The 24,211-nt window shown below is 52.0% G+C and carries 23 protein-coding genes and 1 other annotated feature; all 23 genes read right to left on the minus strand.

What is annotated here, in order from left to right; genetic code table 11:
* Position 1: 1 nt before the first annotated feature.
* A complete protein-coding gene (gene rpsJ, locus ET33_RS31175) occupies positions 2-310 on the minus strand; it encodes a 30S ribosomal protein S10 (RefSeq protein WP_006212922.1) in 309 nt (102 codons plus the stop codon).
* 245 nt (positions 311-555) lie between these two features.
* A complete protein-coding gene (gene tuf, locus ET33_RS31180; RefSeq protein WP_036691420.1) occupies positions 556-1,746 on the minus strand; it encodes an elongation factor Tu in 1,191 nt (396 codons plus the stop codon).
* A 33-nt stretch (positions 1,747-1,779) separates the two neighbouring features.
* On the minus strand, positions 1,780-3,855 hold the full coding sequence (gene fusA, locus ET33_RS31185; protein ID WP_036691423.1) for an elongation factor G: 2,076 nt from the start codon (positions 3,853-3,855) through the stop codon (positions 1,780-1,782).
* Positions 3,856-3,890: 35 nt separating this feature from the next.
* Positions 3,891-4,361 carry a 30S ribosomal protein S7 gene (gene rpsG, locus ET33_RS31190; RefSeq protein ID WP_010498883.1) on the minus strand — a complete coding sequence of 157 codons (471 nt, stop codon included), beginning with the start codon at positions 4,359-4,361 and terminating at the stop codon, positions 3,891-3,893.
* 42 nt (positions 4,362-4,403) lie between these two features.
* Positions 4,404-4,823 carry a 30S ribosomal protein S12 gene (rpsL, locus tag ET33_RS31195; protein WP_010498884.1) on the minus strand — a complete coding sequence of 140 codons (420 nt, stop codon included), beginning with the start codon at positions 4,821-4,823 and terminating at the stop codon, positions 4,404-4,406.
* 124 nt (positions 4,824-4,947) lie between these two features.
* Positions 4,948-5,199 carry a ribosomal L7Ae/L30e/S12e/Gadd45 family protein gene (locus tag ET33_RS31200; RefSeq protein ID WP_036691426.1) on the minus strand — a complete coding sequence of 84 codons (252 nt, stop codon included), beginning with the start codon at positions 5,197-5,199 and terminating at the stop codon, positions 4,948-4,950.
* Positions 5,200-5,348: 149 nt separating this feature from the next.
* Positions 5,349-8,969 carry a DNA-directed RNA polymerase subunit beta' gene (gene rpoC / locus ET33_RS31205; RefSeq protein WP_036691428.1) on the minus strand — a complete coding sequence of 1,207 codons (3,621 nt, stop codon included), beginning with the start codon at positions 8,967-8,969 and terminating at the stop codon, positions 5,349-5,351.
* 89 nt (positions 8,970-9,058) lie between these two features.
* Entirely contained in the window at positions 9,059-12,613 is a 3,555-nt protein-coding gene (gene rpoB, locus ET33_RS31210) for a DNA-directed RNA polymerase subunit beta (RefSeq protein WP_036691431.1), read from the minus strand.
* Between the two features lie 551 nt (positions 12,614-13,164).
* Entirely contained in the window at positions 13,165-13,761 is a 597-nt protein-coding gene (locus ET33_RS31220; RefSeq protein ID WP_036691437.1) for a class I SAM-dependent methyltransferase, read from the minus strand.
* 82 nt (positions 13,762-13,843) lie between these two features.
* A complete protein-coding gene (gene rplL, locus ET33_RS31225) occupies positions 13,844-14,206 on the minus strand; it encodes a 50S ribosomal protein L7/L12 (protein WP_036691439.1) in 363 nt (120 codons plus the stop codon).
* A gap of 58 nt (positions 14,207-14,264) precedes the next feature.
* A complete protein-coding gene (gene rplJ / locus ET33_RS31230; protein WP_036691441.1) occupies positions 14,265-14,774 on the minus strand; it encodes a 50S ribosomal protein L10 in 510 nt (169 codons plus the stop codon).
* Between the two features lie 151 nt (positions 14,775-14,925).
* Positions 14,926-15,073, minus strand: a sequence feature (ribosomal protein L10 leader region).
* A gap of 54 nt (positions 15,074-15,127) precedes the next feature.
* On the minus strand, positions 15,128-15,820 hold the full coding sequence (gene rplA / locus ET33_RS31235) for a 50S ribosomal protein L1 (protein WP_010498897.1): 693 nt from the start codon (positions 15,818-15,820) through the stop codon (positions 15,128-15,130).
* Positions 15,821-15,878: 58 nt separating this feature from the next.
* Positions 15,879-16,304 (minus strand): 50S ribosomal protein L11, encoded by a 426-nt coding sequence (rplK, locus tag ET33_RS31240; protein WP_036691446.1) that lies wholly within the window; start codon positions 16,302-16,304, stop codon positions 15,879-15,881.
* A 41-nt stretch (positions 16,305-16,345) separates the two neighbouring features.
* Positions 16,346-16,879: a transcription termination/antitermination protein NusG gene (gene nusG / locus ET33_RS31245; RefSeq protein ID WP_010498900.1), complete on the minus strand. Its 534-nt coding sequence runs from the start codon at positions 16,877-16,879 to the stop codon at positions 16,346-16,348.
* Between the two features lie 28 nt (positions 16,880-16,907).
* Positions 16,908-17,120 carry a preprotein translocase subunit SecE gene (gene secE, locus ET33_RS31250; protein WP_010498901.1) on the minus strand — a complete coding sequence of 71 codons (213 nt, stop codon included), beginning with the start codon at positions 17,118-17,120 and terminating at the stop codon, positions 16,908-16,910.
* A gap of 17 nt (positions 17,121-17,137) precedes the next feature.
* On the minus strand, positions 17,138-17,287 hold the full coding sequence (gene rpmG / locus ET33_RS31255; protein WP_025851018.1) for a 50S ribosomal protein L33: 150 nt from the start codon (positions 17,285-17,287) through the stop codon (positions 17,138-17,140).
* A gap of 430 nt (positions 17,288-17,717) precedes the next feature.
* Positions 17,718-18,362, minus strand: coding sequence for an RNA polymerase sporulation sigma factor SigH (sigH, locus tag ET33_RS31260; RefSeq protein WP_025851016.1), 645 nt, complete (start codon positions 18,360-18,362; stop codon positions 17,718-17,720).
* Positions 18,363-18,492: 130 nt separating this feature from the next.
* Positions 18,493-19,008, minus strand: a complete 516-nt coding sequence (locus ET33_RS31265; protein WP_036691451.1) for an NYN domain-containing protein — start codon at positions 19,006-19,008, stop codon at positions 18,493-18,495.
* 24 nt (positions 19,009-19,032) lie between these two features.
* Positions 19,033-19,773: a 23S rRNA (guanosine(2251)-2'-O)-methyltransferase RlmB gene (rlmB, locus tag ET33_RS31270; RefSeq protein ID WP_036691455.1), complete on the minus strand. Its 741-nt coding sequence runs from the start codon at positions 19,771-19,773 to the stop codon at positions 19,033-19,035.
* 1 nt (position 19,774) lies between these two features.
* On the minus strand, positions 19,775-20,242 hold the full coding sequence (locus tag ET33_RS31275; RefSeq protein ID WP_036691458.1) for a Mini-ribonuclease 3: 468 nt from the start codon (positions 20,240-20,242) through the stop codon (positions 19,775-19,777).
* 4 nt (positions 20,243-20,246) lie between these two features.
* Entirely contained in the window at positions 20,247-21,644 is a 1,398-nt protein-coding gene (cysS, locus tag ET33_RS31280; protein WP_036691461.1) for a cysteine--tRNA ligase, read from the minus strand.
* Positions 21,634-22,284 (minus strand): serine O-acetyltransferase, encoded by a 651-nt coding sequence (gene cysE / locus ET33_RS31285; RefSeq protein ID WP_036691510.1) that lies wholly within the window; start codon positions 22,282-22,284, stop codon positions 21,634-21,636. The genes cysS and cysE overlap by 11 nt, the downstream gene beginning before the upstream one ends.
* A 427-nt stretch (positions 22,285-22,711) precedes the next feature.
* Complete coding sequence (gene gltX / locus ET33_RS31290) at positions 22,712-24,163, minus strand: glutamate--tRNA ligase (protein WP_036691464.1); 1,452 nt, start codon at positions 24,161-24,163, stop codon at positions 22,712-22,714.
* Positions 24,164-24,211: the final 48 nt, after the last annotated feature.

Genomic DNA, 24,211 nt, shown 5'->3' on the forward strand with positions numbered 1-24,211 from the left:
ATTACAGTTTGATTTCGATATCCACACCGGACGGCAGATCCAGACGCATCAGCGCATCAACGGTTTGCGGCGTCGGATTGACGATATCGATCAAACGCTTATGTGTGCGCATTTCGAATTGCTCACGCGAATCTTTGTACTTGTGAACCGCACGCAGAATCGTGATGATTTGCTTCTCAGTTGGAAGCGGAATCGGACCAGACACTCCTGCACCGGAACGTTTGGCTGTTTCCACGATCTTCTCTGCGGATTGATCCAGCACTCTGTGATCATAAGCCTTCAAACGAATACGAATCTTTTGCTTTGCCATAGTATTCCCTCCTTCTATCGCCCAATTTAGTATCGGACATACTCCGTGAAAATCTCCTGACGCCGTCCCTATGGCAAAGGGGCCGGGTGTGTCAGCAACCTCTCACATCATCGCAACGTCACAGACCAACGTTCACTATTATATTAAATACAGAACCAAAAAGCAAGAAAAAATTCGACGTTTACCTAAAAAAATTAAAAACCCTTCATCTCATAGAGATGAAGGGCAAAGTCCGGAGACTAAAATTACTTCGTGATGGAAGCAACGGCACCGGCACCAACGGTACGGCCGCCTTCGCGGATAGCGAAGCGAGTACCTTCTTCGATAGCGATCGGAGCGATCAGCTCAACCGTTACCGTGATGTTGTCGCCAGGCATAACCATCTCTGTGCCTTCCGGCAGGTTGATGATACCCGTAACGTCCGTTGTACGGAAGTAGAACTGCGGACGGTAGCCAGTGAAGAACGGCTTATGACGTCCACCCTCTTCTTTAGTCAAAACGTAGATTTGAGCAGAGAAGTTCAAGTGCGGTTTAACCGAACCCGGTTTAGCCAAAACTTGTCCACGCTCGATGTCTTTACGGTCTACACCGCGAAGCAGTGCGCCGATGTTGTCGCCCGCTTGAGCGGAGTCCAGAAGCTTACGGAACATTTCTACGCCCGTAACAACGGATTTGCGAGTTTCTTCAACCAGACCGATGATTTCGATCTCGTCGCCAACTTTAACTACACCGCGCTCTACGCGACCTGTAGCAACGGTACCACGACCAGTGATCGTGAACACGTCCTCTACCGGCATCAAGAAAGGCTTGTCAGTGTCGCGCTCAGGCGTCGGGATGTAGGAATCGATGTGCTCGAACAGCTCAACGATTTTGTCAGCCCAAGGACCGTCTGGGTTTTGCAGTGCTTCACGAGCTGCGCCGCGAACGATCGGAGTGTCGTCGCCCGGGAACTCGTACTCGTTGAGCAGGTCGCGAACTTCCATTTCAACCAGTTCAAGAAGCTCTTCGTCTTCAACCATGTCGCATTTATTGAGGAATACGACGATGTAAGGTACGCCTACCTGGCGGGAGAGCAGGATGTGCTCGCGAGTTTGCGGCATAGGGCCGTCAGCTGCGGATACAACCAGGATCGCGCCGTCCATTTGAGCTGCGCCAGTGATCATGTTTTTAACATAGTCGGCGTGACCTGGGCAGTCAACGTGTGCGTAGTGACGGTTAGGAGTTTCATATTCAACGTGCGCAGTGGAGATCGTGATACCGCGCTCGCGCTCTTCCGGAGCTTTGTCGATTTGGTCGAATGCTACAGCGGCACCGCCGTATTTTTTGGACAATACAGTCGTGATTGCAGCAGTCAAAGTTGTTTTACCATGGTCAACGTGACCGATGGTACCAATGTTAACGTGCGGTTTATTACGCTCAAATTTCGCTTTTGCCATGAGTAGATTGCCTCCTTAAATAATCTAAATATATTAGGCGCCTTTGTTCTTGGAGACGATTTCGTCAGCAATGGACTTAGGCACTTCTTCATAATGGGAAATTTCCATCGAGTATACGCCGCGACCTTGCGTACGCGAACGCAGCGTCGTGGAGTAACCGAACATTTCGGAGAGAGGCACTTTCGCACGAATGACTTGAGCCCCGTGACGAGTATCCATACCCTCGATCCGTCCGCGGCGGGAGTTCAGGTCGCCCATAACGTCGCCCATGTACTCTTCCGGTACGGTAACTTCCACTTTCATGATCGGCTCAAGCAGAACCGGGCGGCATTTTTCCGCAGCAGCTTTGAGGGCCATGGAACCTGCGATTTTAAACGCCATCTCGGAGGAGTCGACATCATGGTAAGATCCGTCGACAACGGTAGCTTTGATGTCTACAAGCGGGAAGCCTGCATACACGCCGTTTTTCATCGACTCTTCGATACCTGCTTGGATCGGAGCAATATACTCTCTCGGAATCGAACCACCGACAATTTTGCTCTCGAATTGGAAGCCAGTTCCCGCTTCAAGAGGCTCGAACTCCACCCAACAATGACCGTATTGACCACGGCCACCGGATTGGCGAACGAACTTACCTTCGACTTTAGCCGCTTGACGGAACGTTTCGCGGTAGGCAACCTGCGGTTTACCCACGTTGGTTTCTACCTTGAACTCGCGAAGCATACGGTCAACGAGAATCTCGAGGTGAAGCTCACCCATACCTGCGATAATCGTTTGGCCTGTTTCTTCGTCCGTATGAGCGCGGAAGGTCGGGTCTTCTTCGGACAGTTTCGCCAAAGCAATACCCATTTTGTCTTGGTCGGCTTTTGTTTTCGGCTCAACCGCGAGTTGGATAACCGGCTCAGGGAAGTTCATCGACTCCAGGATAACCGGGTTTTTCTCGTCGCAAAGGGTGTCGCCAGTAGTCGTATCTTTCAAACCTACGGCAGCTGCGATATCACCAGCATAAACAACGCTGATTTCTTGGCGGCTGTTCGCATGCATTTGGAGAATACGACCGATACGTTCACGCTTGCCTTTCGTTGCATTGACCACGTAGGAACCGGAGTTGAGGATACCGGAGTATACGCGGAAGAATGTCAACTTACCAACAAACGGGTCGGTCATGATTTTGAACGCCAGCGCCGCGAAAGGCTCTTCGTCAGCGGATTTGCGCACAACTTCCGTTCCGTCTTCCAGCGTACCTTTGATATCCGGTACGTCGAGCGGGGATGGAAGGTAAGCAACAACGGCATCCAACATAGGCTGTACGCCTTTATTTCTGTACGAAGATCCACAGATAACCGGGAAGATTTTCACTTCGCATACCCCTTTACGAAGGGCAGCCTTGATTTCATCAACGGTAAGCTCTTCGCCTTCGAGGTATTTCATCATGAGTTCTTCGTCCAGTTCGGCTACTTTCTCTACGAGTTCCAGGCGAAGCTCTTCCACTTTGTCCTTGAACTCAGCCGGGATTTCGCTTTGCTCAACGTCTTTGCCAAGGTCGTCTTTGTAGATATAGGCGACTTGTTCAACTAGGTCGATAATGCCTCTGAAATCACTTTCAGCACCGATCGGCAGTTGGATGGCAACGGCATTCGCGCCCAATTTCTCGCGCATTTGCTGTACGGCACCCAAGAAGTCTGCACCGATGATATCCATCTTATTGACGTAAGCAATCCGAGGAACGCCGTAACGGTCCGCTTGACGCCAAACGGTTTCCGACTGCGGCTCAACGCCTTCCTTGGCACTGAATACGCCTACTGCTCCGTCCAATACGCGCAGGGAACGTTCAACTTCAACAGTGAAGTCAACGTGACCCGGGGTGTCGATAATATTGATGCGGTGACCTTTCCATTGAGCGGTTGTAGCGGCGGACGTGATCGTGATTCCGCGCTCCTGTTCCTGCTCCATCCAGTCCATCGTTGCGCCACCCTCGTGAACTTCACCGATTTTGTGCACGCGGCCTGTGTAGAACAGAATACGCTCGGTCGTGGTCGTCTTACCGGCATCGATATGCGCCATGATCCCGATGTTACGCGTATCTTTTAAGGAGAACTCTCTTGCCATCAGGTTGTCTCCTTCCTATTGATAGGAATAAAATTTTACCAACGATAGTGCGCGAACGCTCTGTTGGCTTCAGCCATTTTGTGCGTGTCTTCACGTTTTTTAACGGAAGCGCCTGTGTTGTTGCTTGCATCGATGATCTCTTGCGCCAATCTTTCTTCCATCGTCTTCTCACCGCGCAGGCGGGAGTAGTTGACGAGCCAGCGAAGTCCGAGCGTCGTGCGGCGTTCAGGTCTAACCTCAATCGGCACTTGGTAGTTAGCTCCCCCCACACGGCGGGCTTTAACTTCGAGAACAGGCATGATATTTTTGATGGCTTGTTCGAAAACTTCCATCGGCTCTTTACCTGTACGCTCTTGGATCAGATTGAAAGCATTGTAAAGCAGCTGCTGCGCTACTCCCCTTTTACCATCAATCATGATGCGGTTGATCAAACGGGTAACAAGCTTGCTGTTATACACCGGATCTGGCAATACGTCTCTGCGAGTAACTGGACCTTTACGAGGCATAGTTATCCCCCTTTCTCAAAAAGTTGATTGGATTCCTACTCATTATTTCTTCACTTTCGGGCGTTTCGCGCCGTACTTGGAACGAGCTTGTTTACGGTTGTTCACGCCTGCAGTATCAAGCGCACCGCGAACGATATGGTAACGTACCCCCGGAAGGTCTTTTACCCGGCCCCCGCGGATCAGAACCACGCTGTGCTCTTGCAGGTTGTGTCCGATACCCGGGATGTAAGCCGTAACCTCGACACGGTTGGTCAAACGAACACGCGCATATTTACGAAGTGCGGAGTTCGGTTTTTTCGGCGTCATCGTACCTACACGAGTACACACACCGCGTTTTTGAGGGGAGCTCAGATCCGTCGCTTCTCTTTTCAGGGCGTTGAAGCCTCTTTGAAGAGCAGGGGATTTGGATTTTACAACTTTAGCTTGACGTCCTTTACGAACGAGCTGGTTGATTGTTGGCATATTGGCCACCTCCTTCATCATAATTGATGTTGCATTTTTCAAGCCCACAGATCCAGGCGAGTCGTAAATGAACAAAGGAAAAGTTTTTGCCTTCGATCCATCACTGTTTCTCAGACAAAAACGTCTATTCATTCACCACCGCAGCCACAGCTGCGCCTACATCGATTCCACACGCTTTACCTAACATATTCATGGAGTCCACGTATGTCACTTTAACCCCGCATTTCTTGCAGAGGTTAACTATTTTTATCGTAATTCGCGGATCTGCATCTTTCGCAATGAACACTTCCGTGGCTTGGCCTTGCTCCACTGTCTTCATCGCTTGCTTTGTGCCGATAGTCAGTTTCGCTGCCTGCTTCACTCTATCATAAGACATGTGACAACCCCTCCAAGGGACAGGTGACGAGCCTCTAAAATGGCACACTTTGATATATTAGCACTTCAGTTATACCCTGTCAAGAATAAAGACTTGCCTTTAAACAAGATTTTTCAATCCAAATTTTAAAGGCAAGTCTATGACATGCTCTATTCTACCGTTACGACTTCCGCCTCGGTCATTTCTTCATCCAGCGGAACGGCGTTCGGATCGGTGATACGGATGTTGCGGTATCTCGACATCCCCGTACCGGCCGGAATCAGCTTCCCGATGATGACATTTTCTTTCAAACCGAGCAGTTGGTCGACCTTGCCTTTGATCGCCGCATCGGTAAGAACCCGGGTGGTTTCTTGGAACGATGCCGCAGACAGGAAGGAATCGGTCTCCAGCGATGCTTTGGTGATCCCGAGGAGCACCGGCTTCGCAACTGCAGGCTCTTCGCCCGCGAAGAGAGCCACTTTGTTCGCTTCCTCGTATTCGTGGATATCCACGAACGAGCCCGGAAGCAGCGTCGTATTGCCCGCATCGACGATACGGATTTTACGCAGCATCTGGCGGATCATAACCTCAACGTGCTTGTCGTTGATTTCTACCCCTTGGTTCCGGTATACGCGCTGAACCTCTTGCAAAATATAGTTCTGCACGCCACGGATCCCTTTGATGCGCAGCATTTCTTTCGGGTCGATCGAACCCTCGGTCAGCTCGTCGCCAGCCTCTACGTTCTGGTTGACGGAGACCCGGATACGGGAACCGTAAGAGATGGAGTACACCTTGGATTCCGCTTCGCCTTGAACCTCGATCTCCCGGCGGTCTTTGGCTTCGCGAATTTCTTTTACCACGCCGTCGATCTCCGAAATCGTCGCTTGCCCTTTCGGATTCCGCGCTTCGAAAAGCTCCTGAATCCGCGGCAAACCTTGGGTAATATCGTCGCCCGCAACGCCCCCGGTATGGAACGTACGCATCGTCAGCTGCGTTCCCGGCTCCCCGATGGATTGCGCCGCGATAATACCTACGGCTTCACCGATCTCGACGTGTTGGCCTGTTGCCAAGTTGCGTCCGTAACATTTTTTACATACGCCGTGTCTGGAGCGGCAGCTAAGTACGGAACGAATTTGTATTTTTTCAATGCCGGCTTCAATAATCCGGTCGGCTTTCCCAGCTTCAATGAGATCGTTGCGGGAAACAATAACTTCACCGGTCTGCGGATCGCGGATCGTTTCAAAGGAATATCGGCCTTCGATCCGATCGTACAGATCTTCGATAACCTCTTTACCGTCTTGAATGCGACTGACCAAGAAGCCTTTGTCCGTACCGCAATCCTCGTCGCGTACGATGACGTCCTGCGCCACGTCGACAAGACGACGGGTCAAGTAACCGGAGTCGGCGGTACGAAGCGCCGTATCGGCCAAACCTTTCCGCGCGCCGTGCGTGGAGATAAAGTACTCCAAAACCGTCAGCCCTTCGCGGAAGTTCGATTTGATCGGCAATTCATAAATCCGGCCTGTTGGCGTCGCCATCAAACCGCGCATCCCGCCAAGCTGGGTGATCTGCGATTTGTTACCGCGTGCCTTGGACTCGACCATCATGTTGATGGAATTGTACTTGTCGAGCGACTTCATCAAAATGTCGGTAATTTCATCCTTCGCCTTACTCCAGATCGCAATGACGCGTTCATACCGCTCGTCGTCTGTAATCAGACCACGACGGTATTGGTTTGTCACGACCTTGACTTTCTCGTCGGACTCTTGAAGAATTTCATCCTTCTCCTGTGGAACGGTAACGTCCGCCACCGCGATCGTGATCCCTGCCCGCGTGGAGTAGGTAAAGCCAAGCTGCTTAATGTTATCCAGCGTAATCGATGTTTGCGTCGTATGGTAACGGCGGAAGCATTCGGCGATGATTGTACCCAGGTAGTCTTTACCTACGGCTTTCGTCTCCGGCAGCTCTTCCATCGCTTTGCGGATGTCTCCGCCTTTTTCAAATACGAAATAATCATCCGACGCACCGTTCAACAAATTCGCTTTTGTGGCTTCGTTAATGAACGGGAAGTCAACGGGATAAATCTCATTAAAGATGATTTTTCCGATCGTTGTAATGAGCACCGCTTCTTGCTGTTCCGGCGTAAAGCTCGTCTTCCCGAGTGCTTTGGTCGGAATGGCCACGCGGGCATGAAGCGAAGCGTCTCCGCGATGATACAAGGACACAGCTTCGGCAACGGTACGAAGAATCGTCATCGAGCCTTTAGCCTGCTTGTTATCGGTCGTCAAGTAGAAGCTTCCGAGAACCATATCCTGCGAAGGTGTAACGACAGGCTTGCCGTCTTTCGGGTTCAAAATGTTCCCCGAAGCCAGCATCAGGACGCGAGCTTCCGCTTGCGCTTCTGCGGACAGCGGCACGTGAACGGCCATCTGGTCGCCGTCGAAGTCGGCGTTATAAGCCGTACATACGAGCGGATGCAGCTTGATTGCGCGCCCTTCGACCAGGATCGGCTCGAACGCCTGAATCCCAAGACGGTGAAGCGTGGGGGCGCGGTTAAGCAGGACCGGATGCTCCTTGATGACTTCTTCGAGCACGTCCCATACTTCCGGGCTGACGCGTTCTACTTTGCGCTTCGCACTCTTGATGTTGTGCGCAAGACCTTTGTTGACAAGCTCCTTCATGACGAAAGGCTTAAACAGCTCAAGCGCCATTTCTTTCGGGAGCCCGCATTGGTACATCTTCAGGCTCGGTCCTACGACGATAACGGAACGGCCGGAATAGTCAACCCGCTTACCGAGCAGGTTTTGACGGAAACGGCCTTGTTTCCCTTTCAGCATATGGCTGAGCGATTTGAGCGGACGGTTACCTGGACCCGTTACAGGACGGCCGCGGCGGCCGTTGTCGATCAAGGCGTCAACGGCTTCCTGCAGCATCCGTTTCTCGTTCTGCACGATAATGTCGGGAGCACCCAAGTCGAGCAGTCTTTTCAGACGGTTGTTCCGGTTAATTACCCGGCGGTACAAGTCGTTCAAGTCGGAGGTCGCGAAACGACCGCCGTCCAGCTGTACCATCGGACGGAGCTCCGGAGGAATGACCGGCAGCACGTCCAGCACCATCCACTCCGGCATATTTTTTGAGTTACGGAAAGCTTCCATGACTTCCAACCGCTTGATTGCGCGGTTGCGGCGTTGGCCCTGTGCGGTTTTCAGCTCTTCCTTCAGCATATCGACTTCTTTCTCGATGTCGATGTCCTGAAGAAGCTTCTTCACCGCTTCGGCGCCCATGCCGGCTTGGAACGCATAGCCGTACTTTTCGCGATAGCTGCGGTATTCCTTCTCGGAGAGCAGCTGTTTTTTCTCCAGCGGCGTGTCTCCCGGATCCGTTACGACATAGGATGCGAAATAGATAATCTCCTCCAGCGAACGGGGAGACATGTCAAGCGCAAGCCCCATGCGGCTCGGAATGCCTTTGAAGTACCAAATATGCGAAACCGGCGCAGCCAGTTCGATATGGCCCATACGTTCGCGGCGCACTTTTTGGCGAGTAACCTCTACGCCGCATCGGTCACAGACGACGCCTTTGTAACGGACGCGTTTATATTTACCGCAGTGACATTCCCAGTCTTTGGTCGGCCCGAAGATTTTCTCGCAGAACAAGCCTTCCTTTTCCGGCTTCAACGTTCGGTAGTTGATCGTTTCCGGCTTCTTTACTTCGCCTCTGGACCACGAACGTATCTTGTCGGGGGAAGCCAATCCGATTTTCATGTACTCAAAATTATTGACGTCGATCAAGGAGCAACCCTCCTCCATGTTTTGTGCAGCAAAATCTGTGTGCGGGCATATGCCCATGAGTTACGTCCGTAAAGCATTCCATCACAGCCTTACTCTACACCAAGCTCCGCGCCTTCGAGATTCAGGTTCAGCTTGTCGCTGGTCACCTCATCCTCGTCGTCCATTTCCTTCATTTCGATCTCTTCTTCGTTCTCGGACAAGATCTTCACATCCATACCCAAGCTTTGAAGCTCTTTGATCAATACTTTGAAGGATTCTGGAACGCCCGGCTCCGGAACGTTCTCGCCCTTGACGATCGATTCGTACGTCTTCACGCGGCCGACGACATCGTCGGACTTGACCGTCAAGATTTCCTGCAGCGTATAAGCTGCGCCGTACGCCTCAAGCGCCCAAACCTCCATCTCCCCGAAGCGCTGACCGCCGAACTGCGCTTTACCACCGAGCGGCTGCTGCGTAACGAGTGAGTATGGTCCTGTAGAACGGGCATGGATTTTATCGTCAACCATGTGCGCCAGCTTAATCATGTACATGACGCCAACGGTAACTTCACGTTCAAATGCTTCTCCGGTCCGGCCGTCATACAGCATCGTTTTACCGTTGCGCTGCATTCCGGCTTCTTCCATTGTATCGAAAACGTCGTATTCACGAGCACCATCGAATACAGGCGTAGCCGTGTGAATGCCGAGATATTTCGCGGCCATCCCCAAGTGAACTTCCAACACCTGTCCGATGTTCATCCGGGAAGGAACCCCCAACGGGTTCAGTACGACTTCAACCGGCGTCCCGTCCGGCATGAACGGCATGTCCTCTTCCGGCAAAATGCGTGCGATAACCCCTTTGTTACCATGGCGTCCCGCCATTTTGTCGCCTTCGGAAATTTTCCGTTTTTGAGCGATATAGACGCGTACCAATTGATTGACGCCCGGAGGAAGCTCGTCGCCATTCTCGCGGGTGAACACCTTCACGTCGACTACGATTCCGTCCGTACCGTGAGGCACGCGAAGCGAAGTATCGCGGACTTCGCGGGCTTTCTCACCGAAGATCGCATGCAGAAGACGCTCTTCCGCAGTCAGCTCGGTTACCCCTTTAGGCGTTACTTTCCCGACCAGAATATCGCCGGCGGCGATCTCCGCACCGACGCGGATAATACCGCGTTCGTCCAAGTTCTTCAGCGCATCTTCGCCCACGTTCGGAATATCACGGGTAATTTCTTCCGGTCCGAGTTTCGTGTCGCGCGCTTCGGATTCGTATTCTTCAATGTGAATGGAAGTATAAACGTCTTCCTTCACTAATTTTTCGCTAAGCAGAATCGCATCCTCGTAGTTGTACCCTTCCCAAGTCATGAAGGCAACGACGACGTTGCGGCCAAGTGCAAGCTCGCCCTGCTCGGTCGAAGGACCGTCGGCCAAAATGTCACCGACGCGAACCTGTTCGCCCTTATGGCAAATCGGACGCTGATTGATGCAAGTTCCTTGGTTGGAGCGCAAAAACTTGTGCAGCTTATGCTTGATAATGTCTCCGTTGACCAAGCGGCCGTCCACCATCTCTTGGCGGCGTACCCAGATTTCGTTAGCCGAAACCCGTTCGACGACGCCGTTCACTTTGGAAACGATACATACGCCGGAATCTTTGGCCGATTTATGCTCCATCCCCGTACCGACAAGCGGCGACTTCGGAATAAGAAGCGGTACCGCCTGACGCTGCATGTTCGAACCCATCAGGGCGCGGTTGGAGTCGTCATTTTCAAGGAACGGAATCAAAGCGGTCGCCACGGACACAACCTGTTTCGGGGAGACGTCCATGTAGTCGACTCGCTCTTTCGGAAGCGTCAAAATGTCGTCTTTGTAACGCACGATGACGGAGTCGTTCGCAAACTTGCCGTCTTCGGTCAGTTCGGCGTTCGCCTGAGCGACCACGTAATTATCCTCTTCATCGGCCGTCAGGTAGGAGATTTCATCCGTCACAACGTCCGTGTGCGGGTCGACGCGACGATAAGGCGCTTCGATAAAGCCGAATTCATTCACACGCGCAAAGGTCGAAAGGGAGTTGATCAACCCGATGTTCGGTCCCTCCGGCGTCTCAATCGGACACATCCGTCCATAGTGAGAGTGGTGAACGTCCCGGACTTCGAAACCTGCACGCTCCCGTGTCAAACCGCCGGGTCCCAATGCGGACAAACGACGTTTGTGCGTAAGCTCGGCAAGCGGGTTCGTTTGGTCCATGAACTGCGAAAGCTGGGAGCTTCCGAAAAATTCTTTGATGGACGCAATGACCGGACGAATATTGATCAGCTGCTGCGGCGTGATGGTGTTCACGTCTTGAATCGACATCCGCTCGCGCACAACGCGCTCCATCCGGGACAACCCGATCCGGAACTGGTTCTGCAGAAGCTCGCCGACGGAGCGCAGACGACGGTTCCCCAAGTGGTCGATGTCGTCCGTGCTGCCGATACCGTGCAGCAGGTTAATGAAATAGTTAATGGATGAGATAATATCGGCCGGGGTAATGTTTTTGACCGTTTTATCGATCTTGCCGTTGGCAATAACCTTGACGACCTTCCCATCCTCAAGCGGAGAATATACGCTGACGCACTGCAGCGGAATTTTATCCGACTCGGTTACACCATTAACTACATTGTATTCCGTGAAGCCGACGCTTTCTTCCAGATAAGGAATGATCGTGTCGAGCAGACGGCGGTCGAGCAATTGGCCGGCTTCGGCAACGATTTCTCCGGTATTCGTATCGACAAGCGTCTCTGCCAGCCGCTGATTGAACAGACGGTTTTTGATGTGCAGCTTCTTGTTGATTTTGTACCGGCCGACGTTCGCCAGATCGTACCGTTTCGGATCGAAAAAGCGCGCAACAAGCAAGCTTCTCGCGTTATCCAGCGTAGGCGGCTCGCCCGGACGCAGGCGCTCATAGATCTCGATCAAGGCCTTGTCCGTCGAATCGGTATTGTCCTTGTCCAGCGTATTGCGGATATACTCGTTATCGCCGAGTAAATCTATGATTTCCGCATCGGTACCGAAACCAAGAGCACGGAGCAGCACCGTGACCGGAATTTTCCGCGTACGGTCGATCCGCACGTAGATAATGTCCTTGGCGTCCGTCTCCAGCTCCAGCCAGGCTCCGCGGTTCGGAATAACGGTTGCGGTATATGTTTTCTTTCCGTTCTTATCGACTTTCGTGCTAAAATAAACGCTAGGGGAACGAACCAGCTGGCTGACGATAACCCGTTCAGCGCCGTTGATAATAAAGGTACCCGTCTCGGTCATCAAAGGGAAGTCGCCCATAAACACTTCCTGCTCTTTAACCTCGCCGGTTTCTTTATTGATCAAGCGTACTTTCACACGAAGCGGTGCAGCAAAGGTGACGTCGCGTTCCTTGGATTCATCGACCGAATACTTCGGCTCTCCCAAGCTGTAGTCGATAAATTCCAACACCAAATTCCCCGTAAAGTCTTGGATCGGGGAAATATCTTGAAACATTTCACGCAATCCCTCATCCAAAAACCATTGATATGATTTTTGTTGGATTTCAATCAGGTTCGGAACCTCCAAAACCTCATGAATCCGAGCGTATGACCTGCGTTTACGTCTACCTAATCGAACAAGATGTCCCGCCAACTTAGATTCACCCCTCATGTCTACTCAATAGAACAAAATAAAAGCCTCTTTGGGAAGCCTTCTCGAGTAAATAACTGCGCGAAGTGTCACTTCTTCAAGAAGCTTCTAAATGACTAAATACAATAGTAATATGTGTGTCCGCCCTTCGACTTGCCATAATTTTCCTTATACCTTGTATGGTTTACCTAAAATTTTAACATTATACGTCAAATGGAAAAATTTTATTCATACCTGTATAAAAAAATCTTGACATTTTAGTCGACTAAAGAGATTTCACCCTATCTTAATGCTGACATTTTATAATAATATCACAAAACAAAAGTCAAGTCAACATATTTCCTGCTGCGGAATATATCGGTCAGCTTAAGCTCAGACACGTTTTGTCCCATTCCTTCTAAACTACATATCACATTGAAAGGAATGGGACAAAAAACTCGCCGCCGACCGATATATTCCTCCGCTAACGCTGGCCTAGTCACGGAAGTTATCAAAACCTTCAAGTAGAAAAGCAAGTAATCCGTATTGAACAGAATCTTCTTCCTTGCCAAAAGAAGAGCCTCTCCAAAATATCACTTCACAGCCTTGATAATCCAATAGCCCTTATCGCGCTCAGCTTCTTCTACTTGGGAGTATAGAGACTCGAGCTTGGCGTAAGCGGAAGGAGCACCCTGCTTTTTCTGGATGACTACCCAGAGTGTCCCGCCGGGAACCAATACATGGTGGGCCTGCTCAAACACGCGGTGTACCGTCTCTTTGCCGGCGCGAATGGGCGGATTGGTCAGCACCGCATCAAAAGTCTGGTCCATCACCTCTGCCAGCAAGTCGCTTTGCAAGATCCGGACGTTTGCGATCCGGTTGCGTTCGGCGTTTCGTTTCGCGAGCTCAATGGCACGCTCGTTAATATCCACCATCGTAACGCTTCCTTGCTCCGCCAACACTGCGGCCGCCAATCCAATCGGGCCGTACCCGCAGCCCACATCCAGCACTCTGGCTTGCTTCGCCAATTCCATAGTCTGCACAAGCAGCTTCGATCCGTAATCGACCCCCTTTTTGGAGAAGACCCCAGCATCCGTCCAAAAAACAAAGCTGCGGCCGCGCAGCGTTTCCTCGATGGTATGCAAATCGTGCTCTACGCTGGGTCTCGGGGTATAGTAATGCTCGGACACGTATCCACCGCCTCCTGGTTCGGGATTGAAAAGGAAAACCCCTTGAAGAGGATCGCCTCTGCAAGGGGTGTTGTAGCTCGAATTACTTCACTTCTACGGAAGCGCCTGCTTCTTCCAATTTTGCTTTAACGGAATCAGCTTCTTCTTTGGATACTTTCTCTTTAAGCGGCTTCGGTGCGTTGTCTACGAGATCTTTTGCTTCTTTCAGGCCGAGACCCGTGATTTCGCGAACAACTTTGATTACGTTGATTTTGGACGCGCCAGCGCTGGTCAGAATTACGTCGAATTCCGTTTGCTCTGCAGCTTCTGCCGCAGCGCCGCCTGCTACAACAGCTACCGGAGCTGCTGCTGTTACGCCGAACTCTTCTTCGATTGCTTTAACCAGATCGTTCAGTTCCAAAACAGTCATGCCTTTAATGGCTTCCAAGATTTGCTCTTTGCTCATGGTTAAACCTCCATTATCTTCAATTAAGAATGTTTTGTAATCATTTCAAACGGCACAATTACGCTTGCGCGCCGCCTTCTTGCTTCTCGGACACAGCTTTAACCGCAAGGGCGAAGTTGCGAACCGGAGCTTGAAGCACACTGAGCAACATGGACAGAAGACCTTCTCTGGAAGGCAGTTCCGCCAGTGCTTTGATTTGGTCGAAATCAACCACTTTACCTTCAACGACACCCGCTTTTACGCTGAGTTGGTCGTTTTTCTTGGCGAACTCGGTCAAGATTTTGGCCGGAGTTATAATGTCGTCTTTGCTGAATGCAATCGCGGTAGGACCGGTCAAGTACTCATCCAGATCAGACAATTCCGCACTAGCCGTTGCGCGTCGAATCAGCGTGTTTTTCAACACTTGGAATTCTACGCCCGCTTCACGCAGTTGTTTGCGAAGCTCGGTTACTTGCTTCACGTTCAAACCGCGGTAGTCGGCCACGATGGAGCAAGAGTTCTCTTTCAGCTTTTCAGATACTACCGTAACCTGCTGAGCTTTTTGCTCGATAATTTTTACGTTTGCCATTTTGCACCTCCTACAAGTTTTCGTAAGAAAACTATTTCGTAAGCATCAGCTCTCGTGAGAAAACTGCTTCTTAAGCGTCCGAAAACTTACTTCGTAAACACGTTCTCGAGGTCGTTCCCTTTCCTCGCCGCTACTCTCCGCCGACATTCCCGCTAAAAGCGAAAATGCCTTCGCAGACACGGCGAAGGCATGACGATTCATATATTCCGTACAGAATATCGAATTTATATCACAACACCTCGGCAGGAAATTAAGCTCGAACGAGCACCTACTGTCTACGGTAAGCATATTCGTTTGTCAACCTAAAACAGGTTAGCATGGATGACTCCAAAAGTCAACTACCAAGCTTTACCTTATCTCAGGGCTGTTGCATTGACGCGAGCGCTTGGCCCCATTGTCGAGGATACCGCGATGTTTTTCAGGTATACCCCTTTGGCTGCAGCCGGTTTTGCTCTGTTGAGCGCATCGATCAAAGCTTTGAAGTTCTCAGCAAGCTTCTCAGCGTCGAAGGATACTTTACCGATCGGCGCATGGATTTGTCCGGCTTTATCCAGACGGTATTCGATTTTACCTGCCTTAATCTCCTGAACGGCTTTCGCTACGTCGAACGTAACTGTGCCCGCTTTCGGGTTCGGCATCAAACCTTTACCACCCAAGATACGGCCGAGTTTACCCACTTCGCTCATCATGTCCGGCGTAGCTACGCAGACATCGAAGTCGAACCAGCCTTGCTGAATTTTGTTGATCATGTCTTGATCGCCTACGAAATCGGCGCCTGCCGCTTCCGCTTCTTTGGCTTTGTCGCCTTTGGCAAATACAAGAACGCGTTTCGTTTTACCTGTGCCGTGAGGCAGTACAACCACACCGCGAACGGCTTGGTCTTGTTTTCTAGGGTCTACGCCCAGACGCACAGCTACTTCAACGGTTTCGTCGAATTTAGCGCGTGCCGTTTTCTTAACGAGTTCGATGGCTTCGAGCGGCTCATAGAACGTCTCAGCATCGATTTGCTTAGCAACTTCAAGGTATTTCTTACCGTGTTTAGCCACTTTTATGTCCTCCTATGTGGTATTAGCGGAATATCCTCCCACTGAATGCAGCAAGCGATTAGTCTTCGATGACTACGCCCATGCTGCGAGCCGTACCTTCGACCATGCGCATAGCAGCCTCAACGGATGCAGCGTTCAGGTCAGGCATTTTTTGCTCGGCGATTTCACGCACTTTCGCACGTTTTACAGCTGCAACCTTCTTCTTGTTCGGTTCGCCGGATCCTTTTTCGATCCCTGCAGCTACGCGCAGCAATACGGCAGCCGGCGGCGTTTTCGTGATGAACGTGAAAGAACGGTCTTCGAATACGGAGATCTCAACCGGAATGATAAGACCTGCTTGATCGGCAGTACGAGCGTTGAACTCTTTGCAGAATGCCATGATGTTAACGCCTGCTTGACCGAGAGCCGGACCGATCGGCGGAGCCGGATTCGCTTTCCCTGCAGGAACCTGCAGTTTCACAACTTTAATAACCTTTTTTGCCATTGTGTGACACCTCCTCGCCCGTGGTATGGCAGTGTTTCACGCTACAGCTTCTCCACCTGGTGGTAGTCGAGCTCAAGCGGCGTTTCTCTGCCGAACATGTTGACATGGACCTTCAGCTTACTTTTGTCGAGCAGAATTTCTTCCACGGAACCGACGAAGTTGGCGAACGGTCCGACTTTCACGCGCACGGTCTCTTTGAGTTCGAAGTCGATTTTCGGCTTCGGCTCTTCGATACCCATATGCTTGAGAATAGAATCGACTTCCTCCGGAAGCAAAGCCGTTGGCTTCGATCCCGAACCGGTTGAACCCACGAACCCGGTAACGCCGGGCGTGTTGCGCACCACGTACCAAGAGTCGTCCGTTTGGATCATCTCCACAAGAACATACCCCGGATACACCTTGCGCATAACCGTTTTTTTCTTGCCATCCTTATTCACAAGCTCCTCCTCCATGGGAACGAGCACACGAAAGATCTTGTCCTTCATATCCATGGATTCGACGCGTTTCTCCAAATTGGCCTTTACCTTGTTTTCATACCCAGAGTAGGTATGTACGACGTACCATCTTTTTTCCATTTCCATAGCGCCACCCTATAGCCTAAATTTATTTAAACACGAGGCGAAGCAGCTCAGAAATTCCTAAGTCCAAAACGTAGAAGTACACCGTCACGAAGGCAACCGTAAACAACACGACCAGCGTATAGCTAATCAGCTCTTTACGGGTAGGCCACTTCACCTTTTTCAGCTCAGACCAGCTATCGCCGAAAAAGGAAAATGTGTTGCCGAATCCCTGCTTCATTTTAGCCAAAAAGGACACAACTACACCTCCAAAAACTAGCGAGTCTCGCGATGAGCAGTTTGTTCATTGCAAAACTTGCAATATTTCTTGAGCTCCATGCGGTCAGGATGGTTGCGCTTATTTTTGGTGGATGTATAGTTTCTTTGCTTGCAGTTTGTGCACGCTAACGTGATGATCACCCGCATGATGTACACCTCCTACGGACCAGCCTCGAAATTTACAACCTTACACGACCAGCAAAAAAACGCCTTTTCGTCTAAGGCTACCCGATATACTTTAGCACATGGCCTATCTTCTGTCAAGGAAAAAGGATTAACATAGCGCCTGTCCCGTCTCATCCATTATTGACCAGGCGGCTCGTTCCTAAACGAAAACTTGATCATTTTTTTATAAAAGGCACCTTGCCATGCGCGAACATTCGTTCTATAATAATCTCTAAACCTATAAGAAAGGCTTCTTATCGAAGCCATTTCGAGGAAGATACATTCGTGTTTTAGCGGAAGCTTTTGTTGCCATATAGAATGCAATCAGCTCCGCTGATAACTTATAAATTCTATATCTATAAAACAAAAAAAGCACCTTGCTATTGCAGCAATAAAGGCGCTTATCTATGTTTTATGCGTCACGCACTTCCAAATACCTCTCCAGCTTGCGCTTTACGCGCTGCAATGCATTGTCAATCGACTTTACGTGCCTGTCCAAATCGACGGCGATTTCCTGATAGGACCGTCCGTCCAAATACAGCATCAGCACCCTGCGTTCCAGGTCGCTCAATATCTCTCCCATTTTATCTTCCAGCCCGCTGAACTCCTCTTGATTAATGATCAATTCCTCGGGATCGGATACGCGGGAGCCGCAAATGACATCGAGCAGCGTCCTGTCGGAATCTTCATCATAGATGGGCTTGTCCAACGAAACGTAGGAATTTAGGGGGATATGCTTCTGGCGAGTGGCGGTTTTGATGGCCGTAATGATTTGACGGGTGATGCAAAGCTCGGCAAACGCTTTGAAGGAGGCTAGCTTATCGCCGCGGAAGTCGCGGATCGATTTATACAGGCCGATCATTCCCTCTTGTACGATATCCTCTCTATCAGCGCCGATTAAAAAATAAGAGCGCGCTTTGGCGCGAACGAAGTTCTTGTACTTGTTGATCAAGTACTCCAAGGCGTCGCTATCCCCTTCACGGACGGCTTCGACCACATCTTCGTCTGCCTTGAGGTCGTATTCGTACATTCTCAACTCTTTGAGGTCGACACTCACTACAATCCCTCCGGCCCAACGCTTGAAAGATAGGACTAGTATACATTATGTAATCTAATGCCGTCAACCGGATTCCCGCTACAAAAAGCTAGATTGTTGCTGGATTCACAGGCCTCGCCTTTCACAGCCCCTAATTCCCCCTGCGCCATTTCTCCAGCTGATCCCGTATATCTCCGCTAATTCTGCTGTCAAACGAATTGCGCTTCGGCGATGCTTCGGTGTCGATCGTCCGGCGGATTTCCTGGCGAATCTGCCTCACCTTAACCAAAAGTTCGCTTGCCGGAATCCGGAAAGCCCCTTTGCCAAAAATTACATGCTGCTCCGTCATATCGGAAGTCGCGACGTATACCTGCTTGCGCCGTCCGATATGGACGGTGACGAGCCTTTCGATCAGCTCGTCCGCCGTTTCCTTTTCCTTGGTGTAATAAACCGGGAGCTTGCTCTGCAAATATTTGCCGCCAAGCCCCGGAACGTAGTAAGCGTCAAACACCACGATGACCTTCATCCCGGAGAACGACTGGTATTCGGCCATCGTTTCGATCAGCCGGTCGCGTGCTTCCTCCAGCCGGATCTCCTTCAGCCTTTGCAATTCCGGCCATGATCCGATGATGTTGTAACCGTCTACGATGAGGATCTCCTGAATCATGCCGCATCGCCCCGCAGCATGACGTTATTCCGAAGCCATTCGCTGCCGGACGACTTCATACATGAACACCGAAGCCGCGACCGAGGCGTTAAGCGAGTTGATTTGACCGAACATCGGCAGCTTCAACAAAAAGTCGCATTTTTCGCGAATGAGCCGCCCGATGCCTTTGTTCTCATTGCCGATCACGATAGCCAGAGGCAGATTCAAGTTCGTTTGATAGACTGGCTGCTGCGCCCCCACATCGGCTCCGGCGATCCAAACGCCCTGCTCCTTAAGCTGTTCGATCGTCTGGGCGAGGTTGGTGACGCGGGCCACGGGCACGTATTCGACCGCGCCAGCGGAGGTCTTGGATACCGTTGCGGTCAGCCCTACGGAACGCCGCTTCGGAATGATGACCCCATGGACACCGGTACAGTCCGCCGTCCGCAGGATGGACCCTAAGTTATGCGGGTCCTCGATTTCGTCGAGAATGAGCAGGAACGGCATTTCGTTTCGTTCCGCGGCAAAAGCCAGCAAGTCCTCTACTTCGGCATAGGCATATGCCGCTACCTGGGCAACGACGCCTTGATGCTGCACACCGCCGGCCATTTGGTCCAGCTTGCGCTTGTCCGCAAATTGCACGATGACGCCGTTCTGCTTCGCTTCCGCGAGGATGGGTTGAGTAAGTTGTTTTTGAGCCTGCTCGGCGATCCAAATCTTATTGATGGTCCGCCCGGAACGCAGCGCTTCGAGTACGGAATGCTTGCCTCCGATAAATTCTTCCACGTCAGGCGTCCCCCTTTCCTGTTGTCGTTGATGTTTCGTCCCGCTCCAAGGAGAGCATCAGCAGCTGCTGAAGCCTCTCCCACCGCTGCGTATAATACAAGTAGCCGATCAGGCACTCGAACGCCGTGCTGTGGCGGTATTCGAGCACATCGGCATTTTTGGCCGTTGTGCCCGATTTGGCGTTTCTTCCCCGCTTGACGATATCCGTCTCCTCTTCGGTCAGGATCGGCAGCCAGCGCCGCAGCGCCTTCGCCTGTGCCTTGGCCGAGACATAGCGGGTAGATAGCCGGTGAAGATGGTTCGGCTTGTGATTCGTCTGCGAGACGACATATTGCCGGATAAAGACCTCATAGACGGCATCGCCCATATAGGCCAGCACGAGGGGGTTCAACAGCCTCGGCTCGCGTGAAGGCGGAAAAGAAAACAAATTCGCTTGCAAATATGGCAGCGCCTGTTCATCTCGTTCCATCGCTCTAGCTCCGCCGCCAACGAATGCCTTGGGCCGTATCCTCAAGCACGATGCCGCGCTCGGTCAACAGATCGCGGATTTCGTCGGCACGCGCCCAATTTTTCGCTTTGCGGGCTTCTGTCCGCTCGACGATCAATTGTTCGATTTCTTCATCCAGCAGGTCCTCGGCTTCAGGAGCTAGTATACCCAGCACTTGATCCATCGCTTCAAACTGCTTCAACAGCAGCTCCAAGGTGGGAGCCGTCACCTGCTCGCGGTTGATGTAAGGATTCGCCGCATTGACAAGCTCGAACACCGCCGTGATTGCGTCCGGCGTATTGAAATCGTCGTTCATCTTGCTTTCGAACTGCTGCTGCGCGGTTCGCACCGCCGCCGCCATTTCGGCATCGACTTCCCCCGCTTCCGCCGTCTTGAGACGGTGCTTCAGCACGGACAGACAGTTCTCAATCCTAGCCAAGCTTCCTCGCGCCTGCTCCACGGCTTCGTCGCTGAAGTTCAGCGGATTGCGGTAATGACCGGACAGCATGAAGTACCGGATCACCTCGCCCGGAATCGTCTTCAGCAGCTCATGCACATTGATTCCGTTGCCGAGCGATTTCGACATTTTCTCATCATTGACGTTCACGAACCCGTTATGCATCCAGTAGTTCGCCATCCGCTGTCCTGTCAAGCCTTCGGATTGGGCAATTTCGCATTCATGGTGCGGGAAGGTCAGGTCTAGTCCGCCTCCGTGAATGTCGATGGAATCGCCCAAATATTTGCGGATCATCGCCGAGCATTCGATGTGCCAGCCCGGGCGTCCCTCACCCCACGGACTCGACCAACTGATTTCGCCCGGCTTCGCCGCTTTCCAGAGCACGAAATCTTGCGGGCTTTCCTTCCGCTCGTCGACATCCACGCGAATGCCATATTGCAGCTCTTCCAAGTTTTGGTGCGACAGCTTGCCGTACTCCGGAAATTTGGCCGTCCGGAAGAAGACGTCCCCGCCGGCCTCGTAGGCATAATCCTTCTCCACCAGTCCGGAGATGAAATCGATGATCTCGGTCATGTTCTGGGTGACGCGCGGATGAAGCGTCGCTTCCCGCACTCCGAGCCCTTTGGTGTCTTCGTAATATTTTTGCACGAACAAGTCGGCAACCTCCGGTACGGTGACTCCCATTTCGGCCGCTTTTTTAATCAGCTTGTCATCCACATCCGTAAAGTTGGCGGCATACGTCACTCCGTAGCCGATCGATTCCAAATAACGTCGCACGACGTCGAAAAAGATGGCCGGACGCGCGTTTCCGATGTGAATATAGCCGTACACGGTGGGACCGCAGACGTACATTTTCACCTTACCCGGCTCCAGCGGTTTGAACTCTTCTTTTGTCCGAGTCAACGTATTATAAATCTTAAGACTCATGTTTTACGGCTCCTCCAATTCTGGTCTTTTCTTTATGGGCCTCAACCTTCAGCTCGTCGATTTGCTGCTGCATTTGGCGAATCATATCGAGAACGGGGTCCGAAAGCTTGTCATGCTCCAAGCGTCCGACACGCACGCCGTCCCGCTTGACAATTTTGCCCGGGATTCCGACGACGGTGCTGTTGGCCGGAACTTCGCTTAATACGACAGAGTTCGACCCGATCCGCGAGTTATCCCCGACCGTGAAGGACCCGAGCACCTTCGCCCCGGCCGAGATGACCACATTGTTGCCGACGGTCGGATGCCGCTTCCCCCGTTCCTTGCCGGTGCCCCCGAGCGTTACGCCGTGATAGAGCAGCACGTCGTCGCCGATCTCGCACGTTTCTCCAATGACGACGCCCATGCCATGGTCGATAAAGAAACGTCTCCCGATCACAGCGCCGGGATGAATTTCGATCCCTGTCATAAAGCGGCTGGCTTGCGAAATGATGCGCGCGACGGTGAACCAGCTTTTTTTATAAAACCAGTGCGCCACGCGATGCGCCCAGAGGGCGTGCAAGCCGGAATAGGTGAACACGACCTCAAACCAGCTTCTCGCCGCCGGATCGTTCTCAAAGATCGTTTCGATGTCTTCTTTCATTCTGGCAAACACGTATCATCCCCCATTCCTGTGCAACGCCTTCGTCTACGAATCACGCAAAAAAACGCCTTCTACAGCCGTTTCGGCTGCAGAGGCGTCTTCTTTCGCGGTTCCACTCTGCTTGGATAAACGTACAAGGGCAGCGCAAGGCCCTACGTCTATCCGTCTCTATCGTTCGTATCGTGAACGTCACGGTAAAGACTACCCTGCCACTGCACCGGAGCGCTCGCGTCAGATCGTCTTTACGGCTCCCGGGTGCACTTCCGCAAAAGGGGAATTGGACGACTCGCAGCCGGTTCGTTGCCGAACCGATCGTCCTCTCTGGGAATCCCAACACTTTTCCGTACTTTCCCGTTCGTCGCCGTAGATGTATGTTATCGAAGAATTGATCTTATTTTTTTCTAAGTATATAAGAAATTCATAGGTATTACAATAACTTCTTGATACGCCCGGCCACCGTTTCTTTTCCAAGCAAATGCAGCGCCATATTCAGGTCAGGCCCGTGCATTTGTCCCGTCAGGGCTACACGGATCGTCATGAATAGCTGCTTTCCTTTATAGCCGGTCTCTGTCTGCACCGCCTTGATCATCGCTTTCAGCGCATCCACGGTAAGCTCGGTCGCGGCGTTGACCTGCTTCAAGAAGCTGCCAAGGACGACCGGCGCGTGCTCTTCGGCCAGCATCGCTTTAGCCTCGTCGTCGTAGCTGACGTCCTCACGGAAGAACAGCTCGGACAACGGCACGATTTCGGCGGCGTAACGCAGCTGCTCCTGATAAAGCCCGACGAGCTCGTGAGCCCACTGCTCCTGCTCGGGACTGAGCGTTTCCGGCAGCTTCCCGGCTTTTTGCAGATGAGGCAGCGCCAGCTTTGCAATCCGGGCCGTATCCGCTTTTTTAATATAAACGTTATTCATCCAATTGAGCTTATCCATATCGAATACGGCCGGGCTCTTGGACACCCGGTCCAGATCGAACTGCTCGATCAGCTCTTCTCTGGTGAAAATTTCTTCCTCACCTTTGGGCGACCAGCCGAGCAGGGCGATAAAGTTCATCACCGCTTCCGGTAAATACCCGAGCTCTTTGTACTGCTTGATGAATTGGATGATGGACTCGTCCCGCTTGCTCATCTTCTTGCGGTCCGGGTTCAAGATGAGCGCCAAATGGGCAAACTCCGGCACAGGAAGCCCAAGCGCCTCGTACATCATAATTTGCCGCGGCGTATTGGTCAGATGCTCTTCGCCACGTATGACCAATGAAATTTTCATCAGATGGTCGTCCAGAATAACGGCAAAATTATAGGTCGGAATCCCGTCCGGACGTACGATGATGAAGTCGCCGATCCCGTTGCTCTCAAATTCGACATGCTCGCGGATGCGGTCCTCGAAGGCGATTACCCGGTTCTCCGGTACGCGGAAACGAATCGACGGCTTGCGGCCCTCGGCCACAAACGCTTCGACCTGCTCCGGCGTCAAATGACGGCATCTGCCGGAGTACATCGGCATCTGTCCTGCCGCTTCCTGCTCTGCGCGCTCCTTCTCCAGATCCGCCTCTGAGCAATAGCAGCGGTACGCATCGCCGCTTTCCAGCAGCTGATCGACAAACGGCTGATACAAGTGCAGCCGCTCCGTTTGCCGGTACGGCCCGTACGGTCCGCCGATGTCCACGCTCTCGTCCCAATCCACGCCGAGCCATTTGAGACCGTTAAGCTGGCTGTCGACGCCCGATTCCACATGTCTCGTCTGATCCGTGTCCTCGAAACGGACAACGAATTTCCCGCCTTGCTTGCGGGCAATCAAATAATCGAACAATGCCGTCCGTGCTCCGCCGATATGCAAATGCCCCGTCGGACTCGGCGCGTATCTTACGCGAAACTCTGCCATAATGCCCTCTCCTCCCGTACTTCCGCGCCAACCGCTCGCCGGAAGCCA

Source organism: Paenibacillus tyrphae (assembly GCF_000722545.1).
Taxonomy (GTDB): Bacteria; Bacillota; Bacilli; order Paenibacillales; family NBRC-103111; genus Paenibacillus_G; species Paenibacillus_G tyrfis.

What these genes read in the sequence shown, in the direction of transcription:
- rpsJ (WP_006212922.1), bottom strand. Translation starts at nt 310, where the DNA reads ATGGCAAAGCAAAAGATTCGTATTCGTTTGAAGGCTTATGATCACAGA.
- tuf (WP_036691420.1), bottom strand. Translation starts at nt 1,746, where the DNA reads ATGGCAAAAGCGAAATTTGAGCGTAATAAACCGCACGTTAACATTGGT.
- fusA (WP_036691423.1), bottom strand. Translation starts at nt 3,855, where the DNA reads ATGGCAAGAGAGTTCTCCTTAAAAGATACGCGTAACATCGGGATCATG.
- rpsG (WP_010498883.1), bottom strand. Translation starts at nt 4,361, where the DNA reads ATGCCTCGTAAAGGTCCAGTTACTCGCAGAGACGTATTGCCAGATCCG.
- rpsL (WP_010498884.1), bottom strand. Translation starts at nt 4,823, where the DNA reads ATGCCAACAATCAACCAGCTCGTTCGTAAAGGACGTCAAGCTAAAGTT.
- ET33_RS31200 (WP_036691426.1), bottom strand. Translation starts at nt 5,199, where the DNA reads ATGTCTTATGATAGAGTGAAGCAGGCAGCGAAACTGACTATCGGCACA.
- rpoB (WP_036691431.1), bottom strand. Translation starts at nt 12,613, where the DNA reads ATGAGGGGTGAATCTAAGTTGGCGGGACATCTTGTTCGATTAGGTAGA.
- rplL (WP_036691439.1), bottom strand. Translation starts at nt 14,206, where the DNA reads ATGAGCAAAGAGCAAATCTTGGAAGCCATTAAAGGCATGACTGTTTTG.
- rplJ (WP_036691441.1), bottom strand. Translation starts at nt 14,774, where the DNA reads ATGGCAAACGTAAAAATTATCGAGCAAAAAGCTCAGCAGGTTACGGTA.
- rplK (WP_036691446.1), bottom strand. Translation starts at nt 16,304, where the DNA reads ATGGCAAAAAAGGTTATTAAAGTTGTGAAACTGCAGGTTCCTGCAGGG.
- nusG (WP_010498900.1), bottom strand. Translation starts at nt 16,879, where the DNA reads ATGGAAAAAAGATGGTACGTCGTACATACCTACTCTGGGTATGAAAAC.
- rpmG (WP_025851018.1), bottom strand. Translation starts at nt 17,287, where the DNA reads ATGCGGGTGATCATCACGTTAGCGTGCACAAACTGCAAGCAAAGAAAC.
- ET33_RS31265 (WP_036691451.1), bottom strand. Translation starts at nt 19,008, where the DNA reads ATGATTCAGGAGATCCTCATCGTAGACGGTTACAACATCATCGGATCA.
- ET33_RS31275 (WP_036691458.1), bottom strand. Translation starts at nt 20,242, where the DNA reads ATGGAACGAGATGAACAGGCGCTGCCATATTTGCAAGCGAATTTGTTT.
- cysS (WP_036691461.1), bottom strand. Translation starts at nt 21,644, where the DNA reads ATGAGTCTTAAGATTTATAATACGTTGACTCGGACAAAAGAAGAGTTC.
- cysE (WP_036691510.1), bottom strand. Translation starts at nt 22,284, where the DNA reads ATGAAAGAAGACATCGAAACGATCTTTGAGAACGATCCGGCGGCGAGA.
- gltX (WP_036691464.1), bottom strand. Translation starts at nt 24,163, where the DNA reads ATGGCAGAGTTTCGCGTAAGATACGCGCCGAGTCCGACGGGGCATTTG.